17 protein-coding genes are annotated in these 15881 nt (G+C 69.2%); 4 read left to right on the plus strand and 13 right to left on the minus strand.

Annotated elements, in window-relative coordinates:
- Positions 1-28: 28 nt before the first annotated feature.
- From BLR21_RS24145 to BLR21_RS24155, 3 genes are read right to left on the minus strand one after another with little or no spacing between them, the layout of a single operon-like run.
- A complete protein-coding gene (locus BLR21_RS24145; protein WP_090008532.1) occupies positions 29-682 on the minus strand; it encodes a hypothetical protein in 654 nt (217 codons plus the stop codon).
- 5 nt (positions 683-687) lie between these two features.
- The gene (locus tag BLR21_RS24150; protein ID WP_218130952.1) at positions 688-1245 is read right to left on the minus strand and encodes a YdeI/OmpD-associated family protein; all 558 of its coding nucleotides are present in this window, start codon (positions 1243-1245) and stop codon (positions 688-690) included.
- Positions 1242-1757, minus strand: coding sequence for an LppU/SCO3897 family protein (locus tag BLR21_RS24155; RefSeq protein ID WP_143027853.1), 516 nt, complete (start codon positions 1755-1757; stop codon positions 1242-1244). Before BLR21_RS24155 ends, BLR21_RS24150 begins: the two co-directional genes overlap by 4 nt.
- A gap of 64 nt (positions 1758-1821) precedes the next feature.
- On the opposite strand from BLR21_RS24155, the gene BLR21_RS24160 reads away from it, so the two are divergent.
- Positions 1822-2301, plus strand: a complete 480-nt coding sequence (locus BLR21_RS24160; RefSeq protein ID WP_090008842.1) for a GNAT family N-acetyltransferase — start codon at positions 1822-1824, stop codon at positions 2299-2301.
- On the opposite strand, the gene BLR21_RS24165 is transcribed toward BLR21_RS24160, so the two are convergent.
- From BLR21_RS24165 to BLR21_RS24175, 3 genes are all read right to left on the minus strand, one after another.
- Positions 2288-3436, minus strand: coding sequence for a hypothetical protein (locus tag BLR21_RS24165; protein ID WP_090008537.1), 1149 nt, complete (start codon positions 3434-3436; stop codon positions 2288-2290). The two genes, BLR21_RS24160 and BLR21_RS24165, sit on opposite strands and share 14 nt — an antisense overlap.
- A gap of 38 nt (positions 3437-3474) precedes the next feature.
- Positions 3475-5328: a glycoside hydrolase family 9 protein gene (locus tag BLR21_RS24170; RefSeq protein ID WP_090008539.1), complete on the minus strand. Its 1854-nt coding sequence runs from the start codon at positions 5326-5328 to the stop codon at positions 3475-3477.
- A gap of 92 nt (positions 5329-5420) precedes the next feature.
- Entirely contained in the window at positions 5421-6470 is a 1050-nt protein-coding gene (locus tag BLR21_RS24175) for a methionine synthase (RefSeq protein ID WP_090008541.1), read from the minus strand.
- Between the two features lie 345 nt (positions 6471-6815).
- Here BLR21_RS24175 and paaI point away from each other — a divergent pair, with 345 nt between their 5' ends.
- The gene (paaI, locus tag BLR21_RS24180; protein WP_090008543.1) at positions 6816-7202 is read left to right on the plus strand and encodes a hydroxyphenylacetyl-CoA thioesterase PaaI; all 387 of its coding nucleotides are present in this window, start codon (positions 6816-6818) and stop codon (positions 7200-7202) included.
- On the opposite strand, the gene BLR21_RS24185 is transcribed toward paaI, so the two are convergent.
- Together BLR21_RS24185 and BLR21_RS24190 are read right to left on the minus strand one after the other, a co-directional pair.
- Positions 7141-7539, minus strand: coding sequence for a hypothetical protein (locus BLR21_RS24185; protein ID WP_143027854.1), 399 nt, complete (start codon positions 7537-7539; stop codon positions 7141-7143). The genes paaI and BLR21_RS24185 overlap by 62 nt on opposite strands.
- 38 nt (positions 7540-7577) lie before the next feature.
- Complete coding sequence (locus tag BLR21_RS24190; RefSeq protein WP_090008547.1) at positions 7578-8720, minus strand: hypothetical protein; 1143 nt, start codon at positions 8718-8720, stop codon at positions 7578-7580.
- 36 nt (positions 8721-8756) lie between these two features.
- Between BLR21_RS24190 and BLR21_RS24195 the strand changes: the two genes are divergently transcribed.
- Together BLR21_RS24195 and BLR21_RS24200 are read left to right on the plus strand one after the other, a co-directional pair.
- A complete protein-coding gene (locus tag BLR21_RS24195) occupies positions 8757-9260 on the plus strand; it encodes a DUF6584 family protein (protein ID WP_090008549.1) in 504 nt (167 codons plus the stop codon).
- The gene (locus BLR21_RS24200; protein WP_090008551.1) at positions 9257-10108 is read left to right on the plus strand and encodes a serine/threonine dehydratase; all 852 of its coding nucleotides are present in this window, start codon (positions 9257-9259) and stop codon (positions 10106-10108) included. Before BLR21_RS24195 ends, BLR21_RS24200 begins: the two co-directional genes overlap by 4 nt.
- Positions 10109-10656: 548 nt before the next feature.
- Here the strand turns inward: BLR21_RS24200 and mnmA are convergent.
- From mnmA to BLR21_RS24225, 5 genes are read right to left on the minus strand one after another with little or no spacing between them, the layout of a single operon-like run.
- Entirely contained in the window at positions 10657-11739 is a 1083-nt protein-coding gene (gene mnmA / locus BLR21_RS24205) for a tRNA 2-thiouridine(34) synthase MnmA (protein WP_090008553.1), read from the minus strand.
- Entirely contained in the window at positions 11736-12911 is a 1176-nt protein-coding gene (locus BLR21_RS24210; RefSeq protein WP_090008556.1) for a cysteine desulfurase family protein, read from the minus strand. The genes mnmA and BLR21_RS24210 overlap by 4 nt, the downstream gene beginning before the upstream one ends.
- On the minus strand, positions 12911-14254 hold the full coding sequence (locus BLR21_RS24215) for an MFS transporter (protein WP_256334905.1): 1344 nt from the start codon (positions 14252-14254) through the stop codon (positions 12911-12913). The genes BLR21_RS24210 and BLR21_RS24215 overlap by 1 nt, the downstream gene beginning before the upstream one ends.
- Complete coding sequence (locus tag BLR21_RS24220) at positions 14211-15083, minus strand: lysophospholipid acyltransferase family protein (protein ID WP_090008560.1); 873 nt, start codon at positions 15081-15083, stop codon at positions 14211-14213. The genes BLR21_RS24215 and BLR21_RS24220 overlap by 44 nt, the downstream gene beginning before the upstream one ends.
- Positions 15080-15853, minus strand: coding sequence for a GNAT family N-acetyltransferase (locus tag BLR21_RS24225; protein ID WP_090008562.1), 774 nt, complete (start codon positions 15851-15853; stop codon positions 15080-15082). Before BLR21_RS24225 ends, BLR21_RS24220 begins: the two co-directional genes overlap by 4 nt.
- Positions 15854-15881: the final 28 nt, after the last annotated feature.

Genomic DNA, 15881 nt, shown 5'->3' on the forward strand with positions numbered 1-15881 from the left:
ACAGCTTAGTGACCAGGTCCGACAGTTTTCAGCGCTCCGCCTGCCCGGCGAGTTCGCGCACCAGGGAACGCAGCTCCAGCAGGCTGATCGTGCCCTGCGGCTCGAGTTCCGCGGTCTCCACGCGGCGCAGCCGCTCCCCGGCCAGCCGCTCGCCCAGAGTGACGTCCAGGGGCAGGAACGTCATCGTCTGCCGGTGCTGGTCGCTCAGGCCGGCCAGCGCCGGGTGGTAGACCGCGACGTCCACGACGTCACCGTCCACCTGGGCCACCACGCGGTAGTCACCCAGCCGCATCCTCACCTGGCCGAGGTTCACGATCACCTCGGTCGGGTCCGGCACCGGCGGCACCGAGTCGTGGAACTCCCACACCATGTCCGACGGCGGCGCGGCGTTGATCCACGCGTCGGTGTACGGGCGCAGCCTCGGGTCTTCCTGACCCGTGATCACCAGCGCGTACATGGCCATGTGGCCCTGCTCGAGAGAGAACACCAGGTCCGGGTGCAACGCGCTCACCAGGTCGTTGAGCTCGTCCTCGACGCGGTGCGGTTCGCCGTCGCCCAGCGCCGCGCTGACCACGGGTACCAGCTCGAACCACCGTTCCCAGAAGCGTTGCGCTGCTTCCTCGGCGTTCGGCAGGTGGGTCGGGGCGACGTCTTCGGCTTTGCGGCGGCGGAACCACTTCATGATTCTCAAGAGTAGAGCTTGCGTCCGTCCGCCAGCATTTCAACGAACTGGGCGATGCGCCTTTGCCGTGTCTCCGGCCTCTTCGCGTCGTGGATGCGCAGCAGCACGGCATACCTGTTCTGGCTGTTGAGCGTCTTGAAGAACTCGGCTGCCTTGGGGTTGGCCTGCAACGCCTCGGTGAGGTCGTCCGGCACCTCGATCGTCGCCGGTCCCGCGTAGGCGGCGTCCCAGCGTCCGTCCGCTTTGGCCTTCTCGATCTCGGCGAGCCCGGCGGGCAGCATCTTGCCCGCCGCGATGAGTTCCTCGACCTTGCCGCAGTTGCGCTTGGACCACTTGCTCCGCGGACGCCGAGGCGTCCACCGTTGCGAGTAGTAGGTCTCGTCCACGGACCGTGTGAGTCCATCGATCCAGCCGTGACACAAGGCGACGTCCAGCGCCTCGCCGTAGGTGATCGTCCTGATCCCCGAGCCCTTCTTGGCGTACTTGAGCCACAGCTCGGTCTCGTTCGCGCCGTTCTCGTGCAGCCACGCGTCGAACTCGGCGGGACCCTCGAAGACGATCAACGCACCCTCCTCAGGCAGAGCGTCATGTCCTCATAGGGAACACCGAGTTCGGCCTCTGCGGGGCAACTTTCGTCCGCTATCTCGACGACCTGCACGTTCACCCGCGGCGCCGCGCAGTCGAACTTGGACACGACGGACCTCTGCAGGTCGTCGGTGTCGAACTCGAAGCAGTCGCCGCGCTCGGCGTTGGGCAGCAGGCACAGCGCCGCGTTGTGCCTGGTGTCGCGCAACACCTTGTAGTCACCGCGCGGGCACTTGCCGCTCGTCTCCGGGAGCACGGTCCCGATCTTCAGCGCTGCCCTGTCCTGGTCACAGCCGATGACGGTCAGGCCCTGGTCGTTCTCGCCGGGGCCGTTGAACCGCACGCAACTGCCCTTCTCGGCCTTGGAGTAGTCCGTGAGGAACATGGACGCCGGCTGGGCGGGTTCGTCGGTTCCACTGAACGCCCACCACACGCCGAGATAGGCCAGCACGGCAAGTACGCACACCATCACGGTCTGTCTCACGACCACGCCGCGAATTATGGCGGCGGAAACTGAGTGGCGCGCGGCGACGGGTTTGGCCACAGTGCGCCTCATGCTGATCCGGCGGGAGACACCCGCAGACATCGACGCCATCCGGGCCGTGACCGATTTGGCCTTCAAGAACGGGCCCGAGGGTCCGCTGATCGACTGGTTGCGCGCGGACGAGGGCTGGATCCCGGAGTTGTCACTGGTGGAGGACGGCGTGCTCGGGCATGTCGTGTGCACGCGCGGGTACGTCGGCGACGTGCCCGCTCTCGGGCTCGGGCCGATCGCCGTGCATCCGTCGCATCAGCGCGACGGTATCGGGTCGGCGTTGATGCACGCGGTTCTCGGTGCGGCTGAGGCTCGCGGCGAGCGCGCGGTCATCCTGCTGGGTTCGCCGGACTACTACTCGCGGTTCGGCTTCCGGCTCGCCTCGGAGTTCGGGATCACGCCGCCGGTGCCGGAGTGGGCGCCGTACTTCCAGGCGCGGCTGTTCGGTGACGTGCCCGCGGGCGCGTTCCGGTACGCGGAGCCGTTCAACCGGCTTTGAGCACGCTGCCTTCGGCCGTGCGCGCGTAGACCGTGCCATCGGGCTGTGCGGACACGGTGTCGATGAAACGGGCTTCGCCCAACGGTTCCCAGGTGGTGGTGAGGCGGTGCGGGCGTCCGGCGATCAGGGTGTGGACGCCGACCGTCCCGTCTGGACGGAGAACCGCTTCGGGTGAGGCTTCGAGGGACCGGGCGATCTCGCGCCACGCTCCAGCGGGGCCGGCCATGAGCTTGTCGCCGGACCTGACGTACACGACCACGGACCCGTCCGGGTAGGCGACGGCGGACGGCTTGCCCGCCGCGAAGCCGGCCGCGCTCACCGGCTGCCAGCTCGGAATCGATCCGGACTGGAGGGCCCCCTGGGGGGATCCGCCCCCCATCCCAATCATCTCAGGCAGGTCTGACAGTTTCGCGACGCTGCCGTCGGCCAGCACGGCGTACAGGTCCACCGTTCCGTCAGGACGAACCACCGCTTCGGGATCGGCGGCCACACCCGAGGCCACGGTCCGCGCGGCGCCGCGGGCCAACGCCCTGACCTCGCCGCGAGCCGTCCGTGCGTACACGGAGTGCCCGGCCACCGAAGGCCGTCCGACGAAGTCACCCGAGGTGCTCAGCCGCGAGCCGCCGGCCCAGACGTCGCCGTCCTGGACCACGTGGACGACGCCGCCCACGACCTCGGGCCCGCCCTGCCACGCCTGCCGCAGCATCGACCCGGCACGCGACTGAGCCTGGTCGTACCGCTCCGGGCAGCAGGACCGCTGCACCGCGTCGGCGAGCAGCCCGGCGGAGAGTTCCGGCCGGTCCACGCGCACCGCGTACTCGAAGAACCGCCGCGCCGCATAGGACACGTCCATGATCTGCTCGGGCGTTCCCCACCCCATCGACGGCCGCTGCTGGAACACGCCCAACGAGTCGCGGTCACCGCACGACAGGTTGTTCATGTGCGACTCGACCCAGCCGGCCTCGAAGCCGGCGAGCATCACCTTGTCGCTCACGCGCAGAGAAAGACCAACGGCGTGCACGGCGCGGATGACGTCCGCGTCGTGCACGCCGGGAACTCGGCACCTCACGTCCAACGGCAACGCATGTGCGGTACCGGACATGAGCAAGACGAAGACCAGCGCGAGCCTGAGCACAAGTCCGAATTGGACACCCAGGCCCGCGCCGGCGCCACTCAGGAGTGGGCGATCAGCGAGAAGCCGAGCACGCCCGTCGCCGTGAAGTCGATGGCCGGCTCGGAGCTGGGCCACGAGCGCAGGTCGTCGGCGAACACGGACTTCGCGTTGTTGAACTCCAGCGTGTACGGCTTGGTGCAGCTGACGGAACCAGGCGGCATCTCACCGAGGTCACCGAAGAGCGTTGCGTCGTTCGGACCGTTGATCACGGCGCCGACCAGGACCTTCGAGCCACCGTTCACCGAACCGGAGAGGTTCGCGGCCTGGTGGTGCGGGCACTCGGGGAACTTCGTGCCGACGCCGACGATCAGCGAGGTGCCCCAGGCGTTGGTGCCGAGGGCGAAGCCGCGCTGCTGCGTGCCGAAGGTCGCGTACTCCTTGGAGCCGGTGAGCTTCTGGTACAGCGCCGCGGTGGTGATGTAGCCGAACGTGCGCGAGCCGACGTCCCAGGTCTCGACGTTGGCGGCGGTGCGGAACGGCGACGTCCTGGCGGCGTCCGCGCCCTTCTGCAGCTGGCGCCGGATGTCGCCGATGATTTGCTTCTCGGTCACCTCGGCGCCCGGGATGCCCTTCTTCAGCAGCTTCGCGAGGTCGGCGTGGCCGAGCGCGGAGATGTTGTAGACGTTGAGCGTGTCCGGGTCCTGCGTCTCGAGGAACTCCTTGGCCCAGTGCGCGGCCGCGCGGGCGAACTGCCCGTAACGCTTGTCGTGCAACGCCTTGGCGGCCAGCGCGAGCTGCGTCGCGCCGAACTCCATGTCGTCGGTCCACGACTCTTCGGGGTAGTACGCGTGCGGGAACGCCGTCACGAGCTCGCCGACGTTCTCGGTCTTGGCCAGTGCGAACAGCTGCGCGGCCTTGTCCAGGTACGCACGGGCGGCACGCGGGTTGCGGTCGGCCTCGATCTGGGCGGCCAGCGCGAACGAGCCGGCCACCCGGCCGACCAGGTTCGGGCTGATCTTCTCGCCGGCGACGTTCGCGCGGAAGACGGGGCGGTGCTTGATGAAGTACTCGCTGTCGCCCGGCTTGACGTTGAGCTTGTCGTCGGCCTCGGGCAGGCGCCACACGTCGTGGTCGCCGACGAAGCCGAACTCCTCGGAGCCCGTGCCGATGCCGACCTGCGCGTAGAGCGTGCCGGTCTTCTCGTCGAACGCCTTGTCGAGCCACTTGAGGCCGAACTTGGCCTCGTTGTAGAGCGCGGCGTTGTGCTTGTTACGCAACGCCAGCAGCATCGACGCGGTCGAGTACGACGAGGCGTGCGTGAACTTCACGAAGTCACCGGCGTCGAACCAGCCGCCTTCGAGGTCGACCTTCGCGCCCGTGGGCTTCAACGGCGCCGCGATCTGGTCGCCGCCCTCGCCCGCGAACACCGGCGCCTCGTAGACGAGCGCCTCGCGGTCGGTGAGGTGCGCGGGCTTGCGGTTCAGCCTGCCGGGGATGACGTCGGCGCCGTCGCGCTGCGCCTGGAAGAACTCGACGGTGTTGTGCGCGACCGGCGAGAACAGCTTCTTCAGCGAGTCGACCCTGAACACCGGGGAGGTCGTCGTGCCGACCTTGATCCGGTACGTCCCCCGCCTCTTCAACGCGGAGAAGTCGATCGGGTGCACCGCGGGGAACTTGTCGCTCCACGAGCCCGTCGAGGCGCCCGTCCTACCGGTCAGCACGGTCCGGCCGCGGCTGTCCACAACGGAGAACTTCGTGTCGGCGGCGCCTCCGAGCACGTAGGCGTGCTTCTGCTCGGAGGTGCCGAACCCGACCTGATCCAGCCGGATCTGGCCGGTGGGAACGGCCTGTGCAGGCGCCACGACCACGCCTGTGAGCACTGCGGCGACGAGGGCCGCAAGTCTGATGCGCATGAGGGGAACTCCCGGTCCAGGCCTCGGCGTTCGGCCTTCGGTTAAGAAAGTTTCCTAACAGTTCGCAGCAGACTAGCCCCACAAACCGGACATCACCAGCCCTCAGGCGGTTCCGAAAACGCCGAGGACAGGTCACGCGTCAACGAGAGTGCGCGTTTGACCCAAGTGGACGATGCACCCGCTAGTCCGCAGGTCGGAGTCGGCAGCGCCTGCTCGGCGAGGATCGACCGCGGGAAGCCGAGACGGTCGGCCAGGGTGAACGCCCGCTGCCCGACCTCCTTGAGCGCGACCGGCGCGCCGGGATCGGTGCTCGGCACCAGCCCGAGCGCCAGCGTCGTGCCCGCCTGCCACGTCTCGCCGATCTCGTCGAGCGCCTCCGCGCCCTTGATCAACCTCGCGTCGAACGCGATGGCCGTCGCGCCCGCCTCGCGGAGCAACGTCAGCGGCGGGTGCGGCGCGCAGCAGTGCACCACGACCTCGTGGTCCTTCAACGCGTCGATGACGGTGGCGAGCACCGCGCGGGCGTCCGGCCCCGGCACGGCGGCCACGGTGCCGAGCTGGGACGGCGTCGGCAACAGACCCTGCAGCACGGCGGGCAGACCCGGTTCGTCGAGCTGCACGACGACCTTCGCCTTGGTGCGCTTGGCGACCTCGGCCGCGTGCTGCTTGAGACCTTCGGCGAGCGACGCGGCGAACTCCTTCACCGCCCCTGGGTCCGTGAGCACCCGATGGCCGCGCATCAGTTCGATGTTCGACATCAGCGTCCACGGCCCGACGGCCTGCACCTTGACCGTCTCAGGCCGCGCCCCCGCACGTTCCAGCGCCTCGTCGAACGCGTCCAGGTCGCCCCGCAGCAGGTCGACGGCACGGCGGTGGTCACGGCCGGCGCGCGGGGTCACGCGGTAGCCGGAGGTGACGACCTCGATCGCGAGGTCGACCAGCAGGCCGGCGGTGCGGCCGATCATGTCCGCACCGACTCCCCGGCCAGGCAGCTCCGGGACGTGCGGCAGCTCAGGCAGCTCTCCGACGACGACGCGCGCCGCCTCGTCGATGTCGGTTCCGGGCAGCGATCCGATTCCAGTTGCTCCACGCACCCACCGGATTGTTCCACTGTCCGGCAGACAGAAGAGGTCTAGACCCATTGACGCTATGGTCTAGGCCACTTACCGTGATTGAGCAGGCGCTGAACGTGTGGGCGCCTCCCTGTACGTGGTGCAGGACCGCGACGCGCCCCGTGGTCCTGCACCACTCCCTTTCCACCCGTAGAAAGAAGGCCGTTGCGGGGACTTCCGTCCCCGCAACGGCCCTCACACATCCGAAGCAGTTAGCAGGAGCTGCAGCATCCGCAGCCCGGACCCGTGCACCCGCCACAGCAGGAACAACCACCCATGTTGACCTCCTCCGATGTTGAGCGATCAAGCCAGTCGGACAGTAAGGCGGGCCCAACGCTGCGTGACACCACCGCCAGGGTGATTACGCTGCCACGAATGAATGGTCCTGCCGAGATGCTCGCCGCCGACAAGGCGTCCACCGCCCTGGGCATCGAGCCCGTCGACCTGCGCGACGGGTATGCGTTGCTGCGGATGACGGTCACGGAGAACATGATCAACGGCCACGGCATCGCGCACGGCGGCTACCTGTTCCTGCTGGCGGACAGCGCGTTCGCCTGTGCCTGTAACAGAACCGGGTCCGTCACCGTCGCCGCCACGGCTGAGATCGACTTCATCCGGCCCGTGCACGAGGGCGACGAACTGGTGGCGGAGGCGGTGGAACGGACCCGGTTCGGTCGCAGCGGGATCTACGACATCACGGTCAGGCGAGGGACCGAGATCGTGGCTGAGTTCCGCGGCCGGTCGCGGACCCTTCGCGCCTGAGGCCGATGAACTGCAGGACCGCGAAGCCGAGCACCGCGAGTCCCTGGGCCAGCACGAGCGCGACGCCGATGCCGGTGAGCGGGAACCAGCTCAGTCCCGCGGTGAGAATGCTGTCGGTGGCCCAGACGAGGTTTCCGATGATGACCAGCAGCACGATTCGGCGGTCCGGGGTGGCGCGGGTTCCCAAGAAGAACACTCCCGCGCCGTAGACCACGCAGAAAGAACCGAGTCCGATCTGCCAGCCCACCGGCATCCCGACTTCCGGGCGAATCAGCAGGGTCAGCAGACCGAGCGTGAACGAAGCGACACCGTCGAGTTTCAAAGCGAATTTCAACATGGCCCGACCATCGCCCGGTCAACGCTGCCAAAGCCACGTCAAGTGCTGCCAACTCCTGCCATCAGGTCGGCCGCGACCAGGCGTGCGGCGGCGTTCTGCCAGTTGTGCAGGGTCCGTTCCGGCACCTGTGTCACGAACCACTGCAGCGCGCGGCGATCCTCCGCGTCGAGGTCCTCGCGCTTGGTCCGGACCGAATACGGGCGGATTCCCTTGACGTAGTAGAAGTACACGGCGTTGTAGTAACGCCATTCGTCGCTCGTGCCGAAATCGCCGTCCAGAGGCTTGAGCCGTTGAATGCTCGCGAGCAGCATGCTTTTCAACTGCGCGGCCCGATCGAGCGGCGGGCCGTCGTCGGTCAGTGCGATCAACGGACTGGCGACGAGCTTTCCGAGATCGCCGTAGTGGCTGAGCGCCTTGCGGGTGAGGCGGGCGAACTCCGCGTCGTCCTCGGTCACCAGCGGCGGGCGTTTGGGCAACGCCTCGGCGGCGTCGCGGAGTTCGGCGCGTTCCGCCGCGACGGACGGCACGGCGAGGCGGTCGACCACGGACGCGAGGGGGTTCGCGAGCACCTGGACCGCGATCGCCGCCGCCACGGTCGTGAAGACGAGCAGGTCCGGTCCGCCGAAGAAGATCACCTGGGATCCGAACAGCACCGCCGTGAAGCCCGAGATGACCAGTGACCGCAGCATGTCCGCGCGGATCGCCTCCCCCTCCTCGACCGCGTCCGTGACGGCGACGAGGATCCCGAAGACCACCACGTCGAACCCGAGCGACGGCAACGTGATCGCGTCGGGCAGCAATCCCAGCAGGAACGCACCTGCCGAGAGCCCGAACATCACTCCAACGAGTGAAAAGTAAGCACGTTTTCTTATGGCTAGGACCGTTGCCGCGGCCAGCGGGAGCAATACGATCCACGGCACGAAGAAGGACGCCGCGAAGAACGGCAGCAGCGCGACGAGCCACCACCTGATCAACTCGGGCCGGGCGAGCACCAGGACCGCGCCCGTCCAGGCCAGCGCGGGCACCGCGAGGAGCACCGGATTCGGCGCGACGACCGCCGCCGAATAGCCGATCATCCCGGCGCCCGCCCACCACAGGAGCGGCTTGCGGGGGTCGCGGGCGAGCAGGTAAAGACCCAGCCACCAGGCGAGGCCGGAGACCAGCAGCGATAGGCCGAACACGGGTCAAAGCTAGCCCTACCTGCAAAACTAATCTTCATGCCGGTAGAGCTGACGCTCCACAAAGCGGCCGAGGAGTTGCACAGAGGCGACCTCGCCAGCGTGCTTCGCGCACGTCAGCGCGTCGCCGGGCTCGTGGGCACCTACCCGCAGCGGCTCGACCTGCGCGAACGCCTCGCCGAGGTCTACCGCGTACTCGGCCAGCCGGCTCAGGCAGGCCGCTGGACCTACCTCTCCGACGAACGGGATCCCGACGAACTACTGGCCTTCGAACGCGCGTACCGCCGCGCCGACTCCCGTCTGGTCGCGCTCTCATGGCAGGGCCGCGTAGACGAGGCCCCGACCGAGACGGCCCGCACCCGCCTCGCGTCGCTGTATCAGGAGGCGCGGGTGCAGCTCCAGCAGGACCTGGACGACACCCCGAACGAGGAGACGTCGTGGGGCGCCTGCCTGATCGTCATGGCCGGCGGCACGTTCGTCCTGGTGTGTTTCCTGCTGGGCATCGTGACTCTCGTGCAGTTCTTGTGGAAGCTGGTCTCATGAGAACGTTGTCGCAGTACGTCCGCCGCACCCCGATCATGCGCGTGTCAGCCGACGGGCGACCGCTCGTGTTCAAACTGGAGCACCTGCAGCTCACCGGCTCCTTCAAGCTCCGCGGCGCGGTCAACACCCTGCTGTCGCTGAACGTCTCCGAGGTCGTCACCGCCTCGGGCGGCAACCACGGCATCGCCGTCGCCCAGGCCGCGCAACTGCTCGGCGCGCACGCCACCGTGTTCGTCCCGGTGACCGCGCCCGAGACCAAGACAAGGCGCATCGAAGCGTTGGGCGCCAAGCTGATCCGCCACGGCAACACCTACGCCGAAGCCGCCGCGGCTGCCCGCGAGCTCGATCTGCCCTACATCGAGGCGTACAACTCGCTGCCCGTCATCGAGGGCCAGGCCACGGTCACCCAGGAGATCGTCGAGGACGCCCCGGACGTCGACACGATCTTCGTCGCGGTCGGCGGCGGCGGACTCGTCGCGGGCGCCGCGCTGGCCTCAGGCGGACGCCACGTCGTCGCCGTGGAACCCGAGAACTGCTGCGCCATGCACAACGCGCTGGCCGCCGGCGAACCCGTCGACTCGGTGGTGAACTCCATCGCCGCGGACGCGCTCGGCGCCACGCGTGCGGGCTCGCTGTCGCTGGAGATCCTGCAGCAGCACAACGTTTCCTCAGCCTTGGTCACCGACGAGGAGATCCTCTCGGCACGGGACCGGCTGTGGGAGGAGTTCCGGATCGCGGTCGAACCGGCGGGCGCGGCGGCGTTCGCGGCGTTCCTCAGGGGCGATGTGTCGAGTGAGTTGCCCTGCGTGCTCCTGTGCGGAGCGAACTCGGAGTGGCAGCCGCGATAGCGCGCCACCGATGCGCACCCCGGCCCAAGGGTACCGCCCAGAACGGGTCGCCGGCCCGGCGAGCATCGCCGGGCCGCAGCACGTTCCTGATGCCGCGCAACGACTTCCGGCGATCCGGCGCGGTCACGAAGCATCGAAACGCGGCGCGTGCCCTCGCGGTGAGGTCGAACTCCGTGTCAATGAACGTCACCCGGCCGACGCTAGTGAGCGTTTCTGGGCGCTACAACCCATTTAGCCGGTCGCGGCGAAGCCTCGTCAGCGAAGCCTCGTCAGCGAAGCCTCGTCAGCGAAGCCTCGTCAGCGAAGCCTCGTGAGCGAAGCCTCGTCGGGGTCGAGGCCGACCAACCGACTCGACAACGTCACGACCACTGGTACGTCGTTGCGAGTGCTGAGCCTTCCGGTCCGGCCCCCGCGCTTCCTTGCCTTGCGGAACGAACGAATCGTGATTTCGGTTCCCGCGCTATCCACAGGCTACGCGAGTCCGCGAAACCGCAGTTCAGAAAGTCGCTGTCCTGTGGATAACTCGCGATCTTGAAGCTAGCGGGAAGCTAGCTGGTCGCGTCGATGGTCGCGCTGGCCAGGACGATGTCGCCGGCCGCGTCCTCGCGGTAGATCGCCACGGCCTGGCCGGGCGCCACGCCCTTCAACGGCTCGCGCAACTGCACCCGCAGCACCCCGTCGACCAGTTCGGCGACGGCCGGTGCCGTGCCACCGTGCGCACGCACCTGCGCGACGCACTCGACGGGCCCGTCGAGCTCGACGTGCGCGACCGGCGCGGACGCCGAGATCCCCGTCACCGCAAGCTTTTCGGCCGCGCCGACTCGCACGTTCCCGGACACGGGCTCCAGCGCCAGCACGTATCGCGGGCGGCCGTCGGCGGCGGGGCCGTCGATGCCGAGCCCCTTGCGCTGTCCGACGGTGAACTCGTGCACGCCGGCGTGCCGGCCCAGCACCGCGCCGGTCGCGTCGTCGATCAGCAGGCCCGGCTTGGTCTCCATGCGGCCCGCCAGGAACTTCTGCGTGTCGCCGTCCGGGATGAAGCAGATGTCGTGGCTGTCCGGCTTCTTCGCGACCGACAGGCCGCGCGACGCCGCCTCGGCGCGCACGTCGTCCTTCGTCGTGTCCCCCAACGGGAACATCGCGTGCGCGAGCTGGTCTGCGGTCAGCGACGCCAGCACGTACGACTGGTCCTTGCCCATGTCCGCGGAGCGGCGCAGTTCGGGGCGGCCGCCGACCATCTCCAGGCGCGCGTAGTGGCCGGTGCAGACGGCGTCGAAGCCGAGGGCGATCGCCTTGTCCAGCAGCGCCTCGAACTTGATCCGCTCGTTGCAGCGCAGGCACGGGTTCGGGGTGCGGCCGGCCGCGTACTCCGCGACGAAGTCCTCGACGACCTCTTCGGTGAAGCGCTCGGCGAAGTCCCAGACGTAGAACGGGATGCCCATCAGGTCGGCCGCGCGGCGGGCGTCGTGTGCGTCTTCGATGGTGCAGCAGCCGCGTGCGCCCGTGCGCAGGGTGCCGGGCTTCGCCGACAACGCCAGGTGCACGCCTGTCACGTCGTGTCCCGCTTCGACGGCGCGCGCCGCCGCCACCGCGGAATCGACACCGCCGCTCATCGCCGCGAGGACCTTCACTGCTTGACCACCTTCCGGGAACGCCTCATGCCTGCCAGGCCCGCCGTACGGGCCCTCTCCACCACCGGTCCGATGACCGACACCAGCTTCTCAACGTCCGCACGCGTCGACGTATGCCCGAGTGAGAACCGCAAGGAACCGCGCGCCAGCGCGGGTTCCACACCCATTGCCAGGAGCACGTGCGAAGGCTGCGCGACACCGGCCGTGCAGGCGGAGCCCGTCGAGCACTCGACACCGCGTGCGTCGAGCAGCATCAGCAGGCTGTCGCCCTCGCAGCCGGGGAACGTCAGGTGCGCGTTGCCGGGCAGGCGGTCCACCGGGTCGCCGTTCACGATCACGTCCGGCACCACCGCGCGCACCGACGCGATCAGCTCGTCCCGCAGCGCCGCGATCTCGACGGCCCGGAAAGCCTGTTCCTCCACCGAGATCCGCACCGCGCGCGCCAGGCCGACGATCGACGGCACGTCGAGGGTGCCGGACCGCACGTCGCGTTCCTGACCGCCGCCGTGCATCAACGGCGTGCACTTCACGTCTCGCGCCAGCAGCAGCACGCCCACGCCGTACGGGCCGCCGACCTTGTGACCGGTCATGGTCAGCGCGGAGGCGCCGGACGCGGCGAAGTCGACCGGGACCGCGCCCACGGCCTGCACCGCGTCCGTGTGGAACGGCACGCCGCGTGCGGCGCACACAGCGGCGATCTCGTGCACGGGGTTGATGGTGCCGACTTCGTTGTTCGCCCACATCGTGGTGACGAGCGCGACGTCGTCGGAAGCGTCCAGAGCCTCGGCCACCGACTCCGGTGACACGCGCCCGAAGCGGTCGGTGGGCAGCCAGGTGACGTCGGCGCCCTGCCGTTCCAGCCACTCGACCGCGTCCAGCACGGCGTGGTGCTCCACGGCCGAGGCCAGCACCCGACGACGGCCGCTGGCCCAGTAGATGCCCTTGACCGCGAGGTTGTCGCTCTCCGTGCCGCCGCCGGTGAACAGCACCTCGGACGGCCGGGCGCCCAGGGCGTCGGCGATGTTCTCGCGGGCCTCCTCGATCGCCCGCCGCGCCCGCCTGCCGGAGGTGTGCAGCGACGAGGCGTTGCCCGTGGTGGACAACGCCTCGGTCATGGCCGCGACCGCCTGCGGGTGCATGGGGGTCGTGGCCGCGTGGTCGAGATAAGCCATCAGGTCTTCAGGGTAGCCCGCATGCGGGGCCCGGTCAGAATCGCTCCCACCACCGCCAACGCCGCCATCGACAGGTTGAGCGCCACCACGCCCGAGGTCGGCGCCGTCGCCAGGACGAGCACACCGCCGAGTCCGATCATGGTCGCGGAGAAGAGCATGTCCGAGATCTGCAGCGCGGCTGAGTTGAAACCCCGGTCGGCCTCGGGCGATGCGGCCATCATCAGCACGCCGACGCTGGACGTCGCCATGCCCATGCCCGCGCCCGCCACGGCCCACAGGACCGGCGTGAGGAAGGCCGGGCCCCACGTGGGTGCGATGAGCGTCACGGCCGCGACACCGGTCGCGACGAACAGGAACCCGATGCGAACGAGCGTGTAGCGCTCGATCTCGGGGTGCCTCGACGCCCACATCGACGCGCTGGCCCAGCCGAGCGCGCTCAGCGTCAGCGGGATCCCCGCCTCCAGGGGCGAGTAGCCGTGCACGACGCTCAGCGTGAGCGGGATGAAGCCCTCGACCGCGAAGAACGTGCCCGCGAGCAGACCGCGCGCGAGGATCGTGACGGGGAGGCCGCGGCGGGCGATGAGCGTGCCCTTGGGCAGCAGGATGCGTAGTGCGGGCGCGAGCAGCAGCAACGCCACGGCGATCAGCCACCACGTGCGGTGCTGCAACCCCCAGCTCAGACCCGCCACGCCGAGACCGACGGCGACCGCGGCGAGCGGCAGGTACCTGCGCGTCGGCGGAGCCTCCGTGTGCCGTGGCAGACCTCGCAGCACCGGCACGAGCAGCACGCTGCCGACCAGCACCAGCGGAATGATCGCGAGGAACACCCACCGCCAGCTCAGGTGCTCGGTCGCCCAGCCCGCGACCGCCGGTCCCACCAGCGACGGGATCACCCAGGCCGCGGACAGCGCGCCGAAGACGGCGGGCCGGGTGTCCTCGGGGTAGGCGACCGCGATCAGCACGTACACCGCGACGATCAGGAACCCCGCGCCGAAGCCCTGCAGCGCACGGCCGGCGAGCAGCACCGTCATCGTCTCGGCGACACCCGCGACCACGAGCCCGGCGAGGAACAGCACCACGCCGATCAGGACCGCGGGCTTGGGTCCGCGCCGGTCCGAGAGCCGTCCGGAGAAGACCGTCGCGATAACGCTCGCCGCGAGGTTCGCGAGGAACGGCCACGCGTACAGCGCCTCGCCCCGCAGTTCGCGGACCATGGTGGGCATCGCCGTGCCGACACCCATCGCCTCGAAGGCGAGGAGGGTGACCAGCAGGAGGATGCCGGTGGTGGGCCAGCGGCGTTCAGGCGACCAGAGGCGAGACGGGACGGGCGCGGTGAGAGTCACCTGTAGATGGTGCAATCTCCAGCTCGGTCGAGGTCAAGCGGTTTGATTGCTCTTCGGCAAGTTTTGCCAGTTCTCGTCGGGTTGCGGCGCGTCCGGGGGCGATCTCGTCCAGCACGTGGACCTCGACGACCAGATCCCGGACCTTGAGCACCCGGCGGATCGAGTCGATCAGGGTGTCGCTGCCGACGAACGCGGGCTGCGTCGTCAGGTGGTCGCCGATCCGGTAGCGCAGCACGATCGGCCGCACCGGCACACCGGCGTCGAGCGCGGCCTGGAACAGCGCCGGCTTGTAGTGCCCGGACGCGAGCCCGCACCACGTCGTGCCCTCGGCGTGGATGGCGACCGCGCTGCCGTTGCGCAGGGTCGTGGCCAGCTCGTTCACGGTCTGCGGCAGCTCGCGCAGCTTCTCGCGGTCGAGGTAGACCGTGCCGACCGCGGTGATGATCGGGCCGAGCACGGGCCAGCTCTTGATGTCCTTCTTGGCGACGATCCTGACGGGCTGCACCGAGTCGATCGCGAGCTCGTCGAGCCACGACACGTGGTTGCTCGCGACGAGCACGCCGCGCTTCGGGATCTCCTGGAACCTCCTGGCGCCGTGCACTTCCAGCCGCACGCCGAACGCCCGCAGGATGGCGTGGAACCACAGGCGCACAACGCTTTCGCGCTGCTTGCCCGGCAGCAGCAGCGCGAGGGCGATCCACGCGCCGCACAGGATCGCGGTGACCGCCATGATCGCGCGCCAGGTCTGCCGGAGCCTGCCGACCTCATCGGGCGTGCTGCCGACGCACCCGTCACCGCACGGCGACGCGGGCATCCAGGCGTGACTCATGGTGTCTCCCCCAGGAAGAACTTCAGGTAGCGCTGGTCCACGTGGTCCATGCCGAGCAGGATGAAGAGGTCGGCGACGCCGAAGTCCGCGTCGAGCGCGGGCCGTCCGCAGATCTTGGCGCCGAGCCGCAGGTAACCCTTGAGCAGCGGCGGCAGCACGGTCCTGTCCGGGCGCGCGATCGCGTCGACGTCCCACGGGTTGTGCGGCGTGACCCGGTACTGCTCGGGCGCGTAGTGCTTGGCGTGCACCGTGTCCCAGACGCCGGCCGCGAAGCTGCCACCGTCCTGCAGGGGAATCGAGGCGCACCCGACGAGCCACTTGTGGCCGCTGAGCAGCATGTACCGCGCGATGCCCGCCCACACGAGGCTGACGACGGCACCGTTGCGGTGGTCGGGGTGCACGCACGAGCGGCCGGTCTCGACCGTGGAGCTCCGGATGCCGTCGAGGTTGCTCAGGTCGAACTCGCCGTCGCCGTAGAGCCGCCCGGCCTCCCTGGCACGCTCCGGCGGCAGCATCCGGTACCCGCCGACGATCTCGCCGGTGCGGTCGTCGCGCACCACGAGGTGGTCGCAGTACTCGTCGAACTCGTCGACGTCGTGGCCGGGCACGCTGGTGTGCAGCGTCGCCCCCATCTCACCGGCGAACACCTCGTGGCGCAGTCTCTGCGCGGCGACGACCTCGTCGCTGTCACGGGCGACGAGGAGGGAGTAGCGGGGTGCGTCCCCGTCCTGCTGGACGGGGGTGCTGACAAGCAGTTCCGGCTGCGTCATACGCACCAGGGTGAAGCCGGATCGGCGA

The organism is Lentzea albidocapillata subsp. violacea (genome assembly GCF_900100275.1).
Classification (GTDB): Bacteria; Actinomycetota; Actinomycetes; order Mycobacteriales; family Pseudonocardiaceae; genus Lentzea; species Lentzea violacea.

Excerpts from the sequence above, each read along its gene's own strand:
- BLR21_RS24175 (WP_090008541.1), bottom strand. The coding sequence starts at position 6,470 with ATGGGTCTAGACCTCTTCTGTCTGCCGGACAGTGGAACAATCCGGTGG.
- BLR21_RS24210 (WP_090008556.1), bottom strand. The coding sequence starts at position 12,911 with ATGGCTTATCTCGACCACGCGGCCACGACCCCCATGCACCCGCAGGCG.
- BLR21_RS24185 (WP_143027854.1), bottom strand. The coding sequence starts at position 7,539 with ATGTTGAAATTCGCTTTGAAACTCGACGGTGTCGCTTCGTTCACGCTC.
- BLR21_RS24200 (WP_090008551.1), top strand. The coding sequence starts at position 9,257 with ATGAGAACGTTGTCGCAGTACGTCCGCCGCACCCCGATCATGCGCGTG.
- BLR21_RS24220 (WP_090008560.1), bottom strand. The coding sequence starts at position 15,083 with ATGAGTCACGCCTGGATGCCCGCGTCGCCGTGCGGTGACGGGTGCGTC.
- BLR21_RS24160 (WP_090008842.1), top strand. The coding sequence starts at position 1,822 with ATGCTGATCCGGCGGGAGACACCCGCAGACATCGACGCCATCCGGGCC.
- BLR21_RS24170 (WP_090008539.1), bottom strand. The coding sequence starts at position 5,328 with ATGCGCATCAGACTTGCGGCCCTCGTCGCCGCAGTGCTCACAGGCGTG.
- BLR21_RS24195 (WP_090008549.1), top strand. The coding sequence starts at position 8,757 with ATGCCGGTAGAGCTGACGCTCCACAAAGCGGCCGAGGAGTTGCACAGA.
- BLR21_RS24225 (WP_090008562.1), bottom strand. The coding sequence starts at position 15,853 with ATGACGCAGCCGGAACTGCTTGTCAGCACCCCCGTCCAGCAGGACGGG.
- BLR21_RS24145 (WP_090008532.1), bottom strand. The coding sequence starts at position 682 with ATGAAGTGGTTCCGCCGCCGCAAAGCCGAAGACGTCGCCCCGACCCAC.
- paaI (WP_090008543.1), top strand. The coding sequence starts at position 6,816 with ATGAATGGTCCTGCCGAGATGCTCGCCGCCGACAAGGCGTCCACCGCC.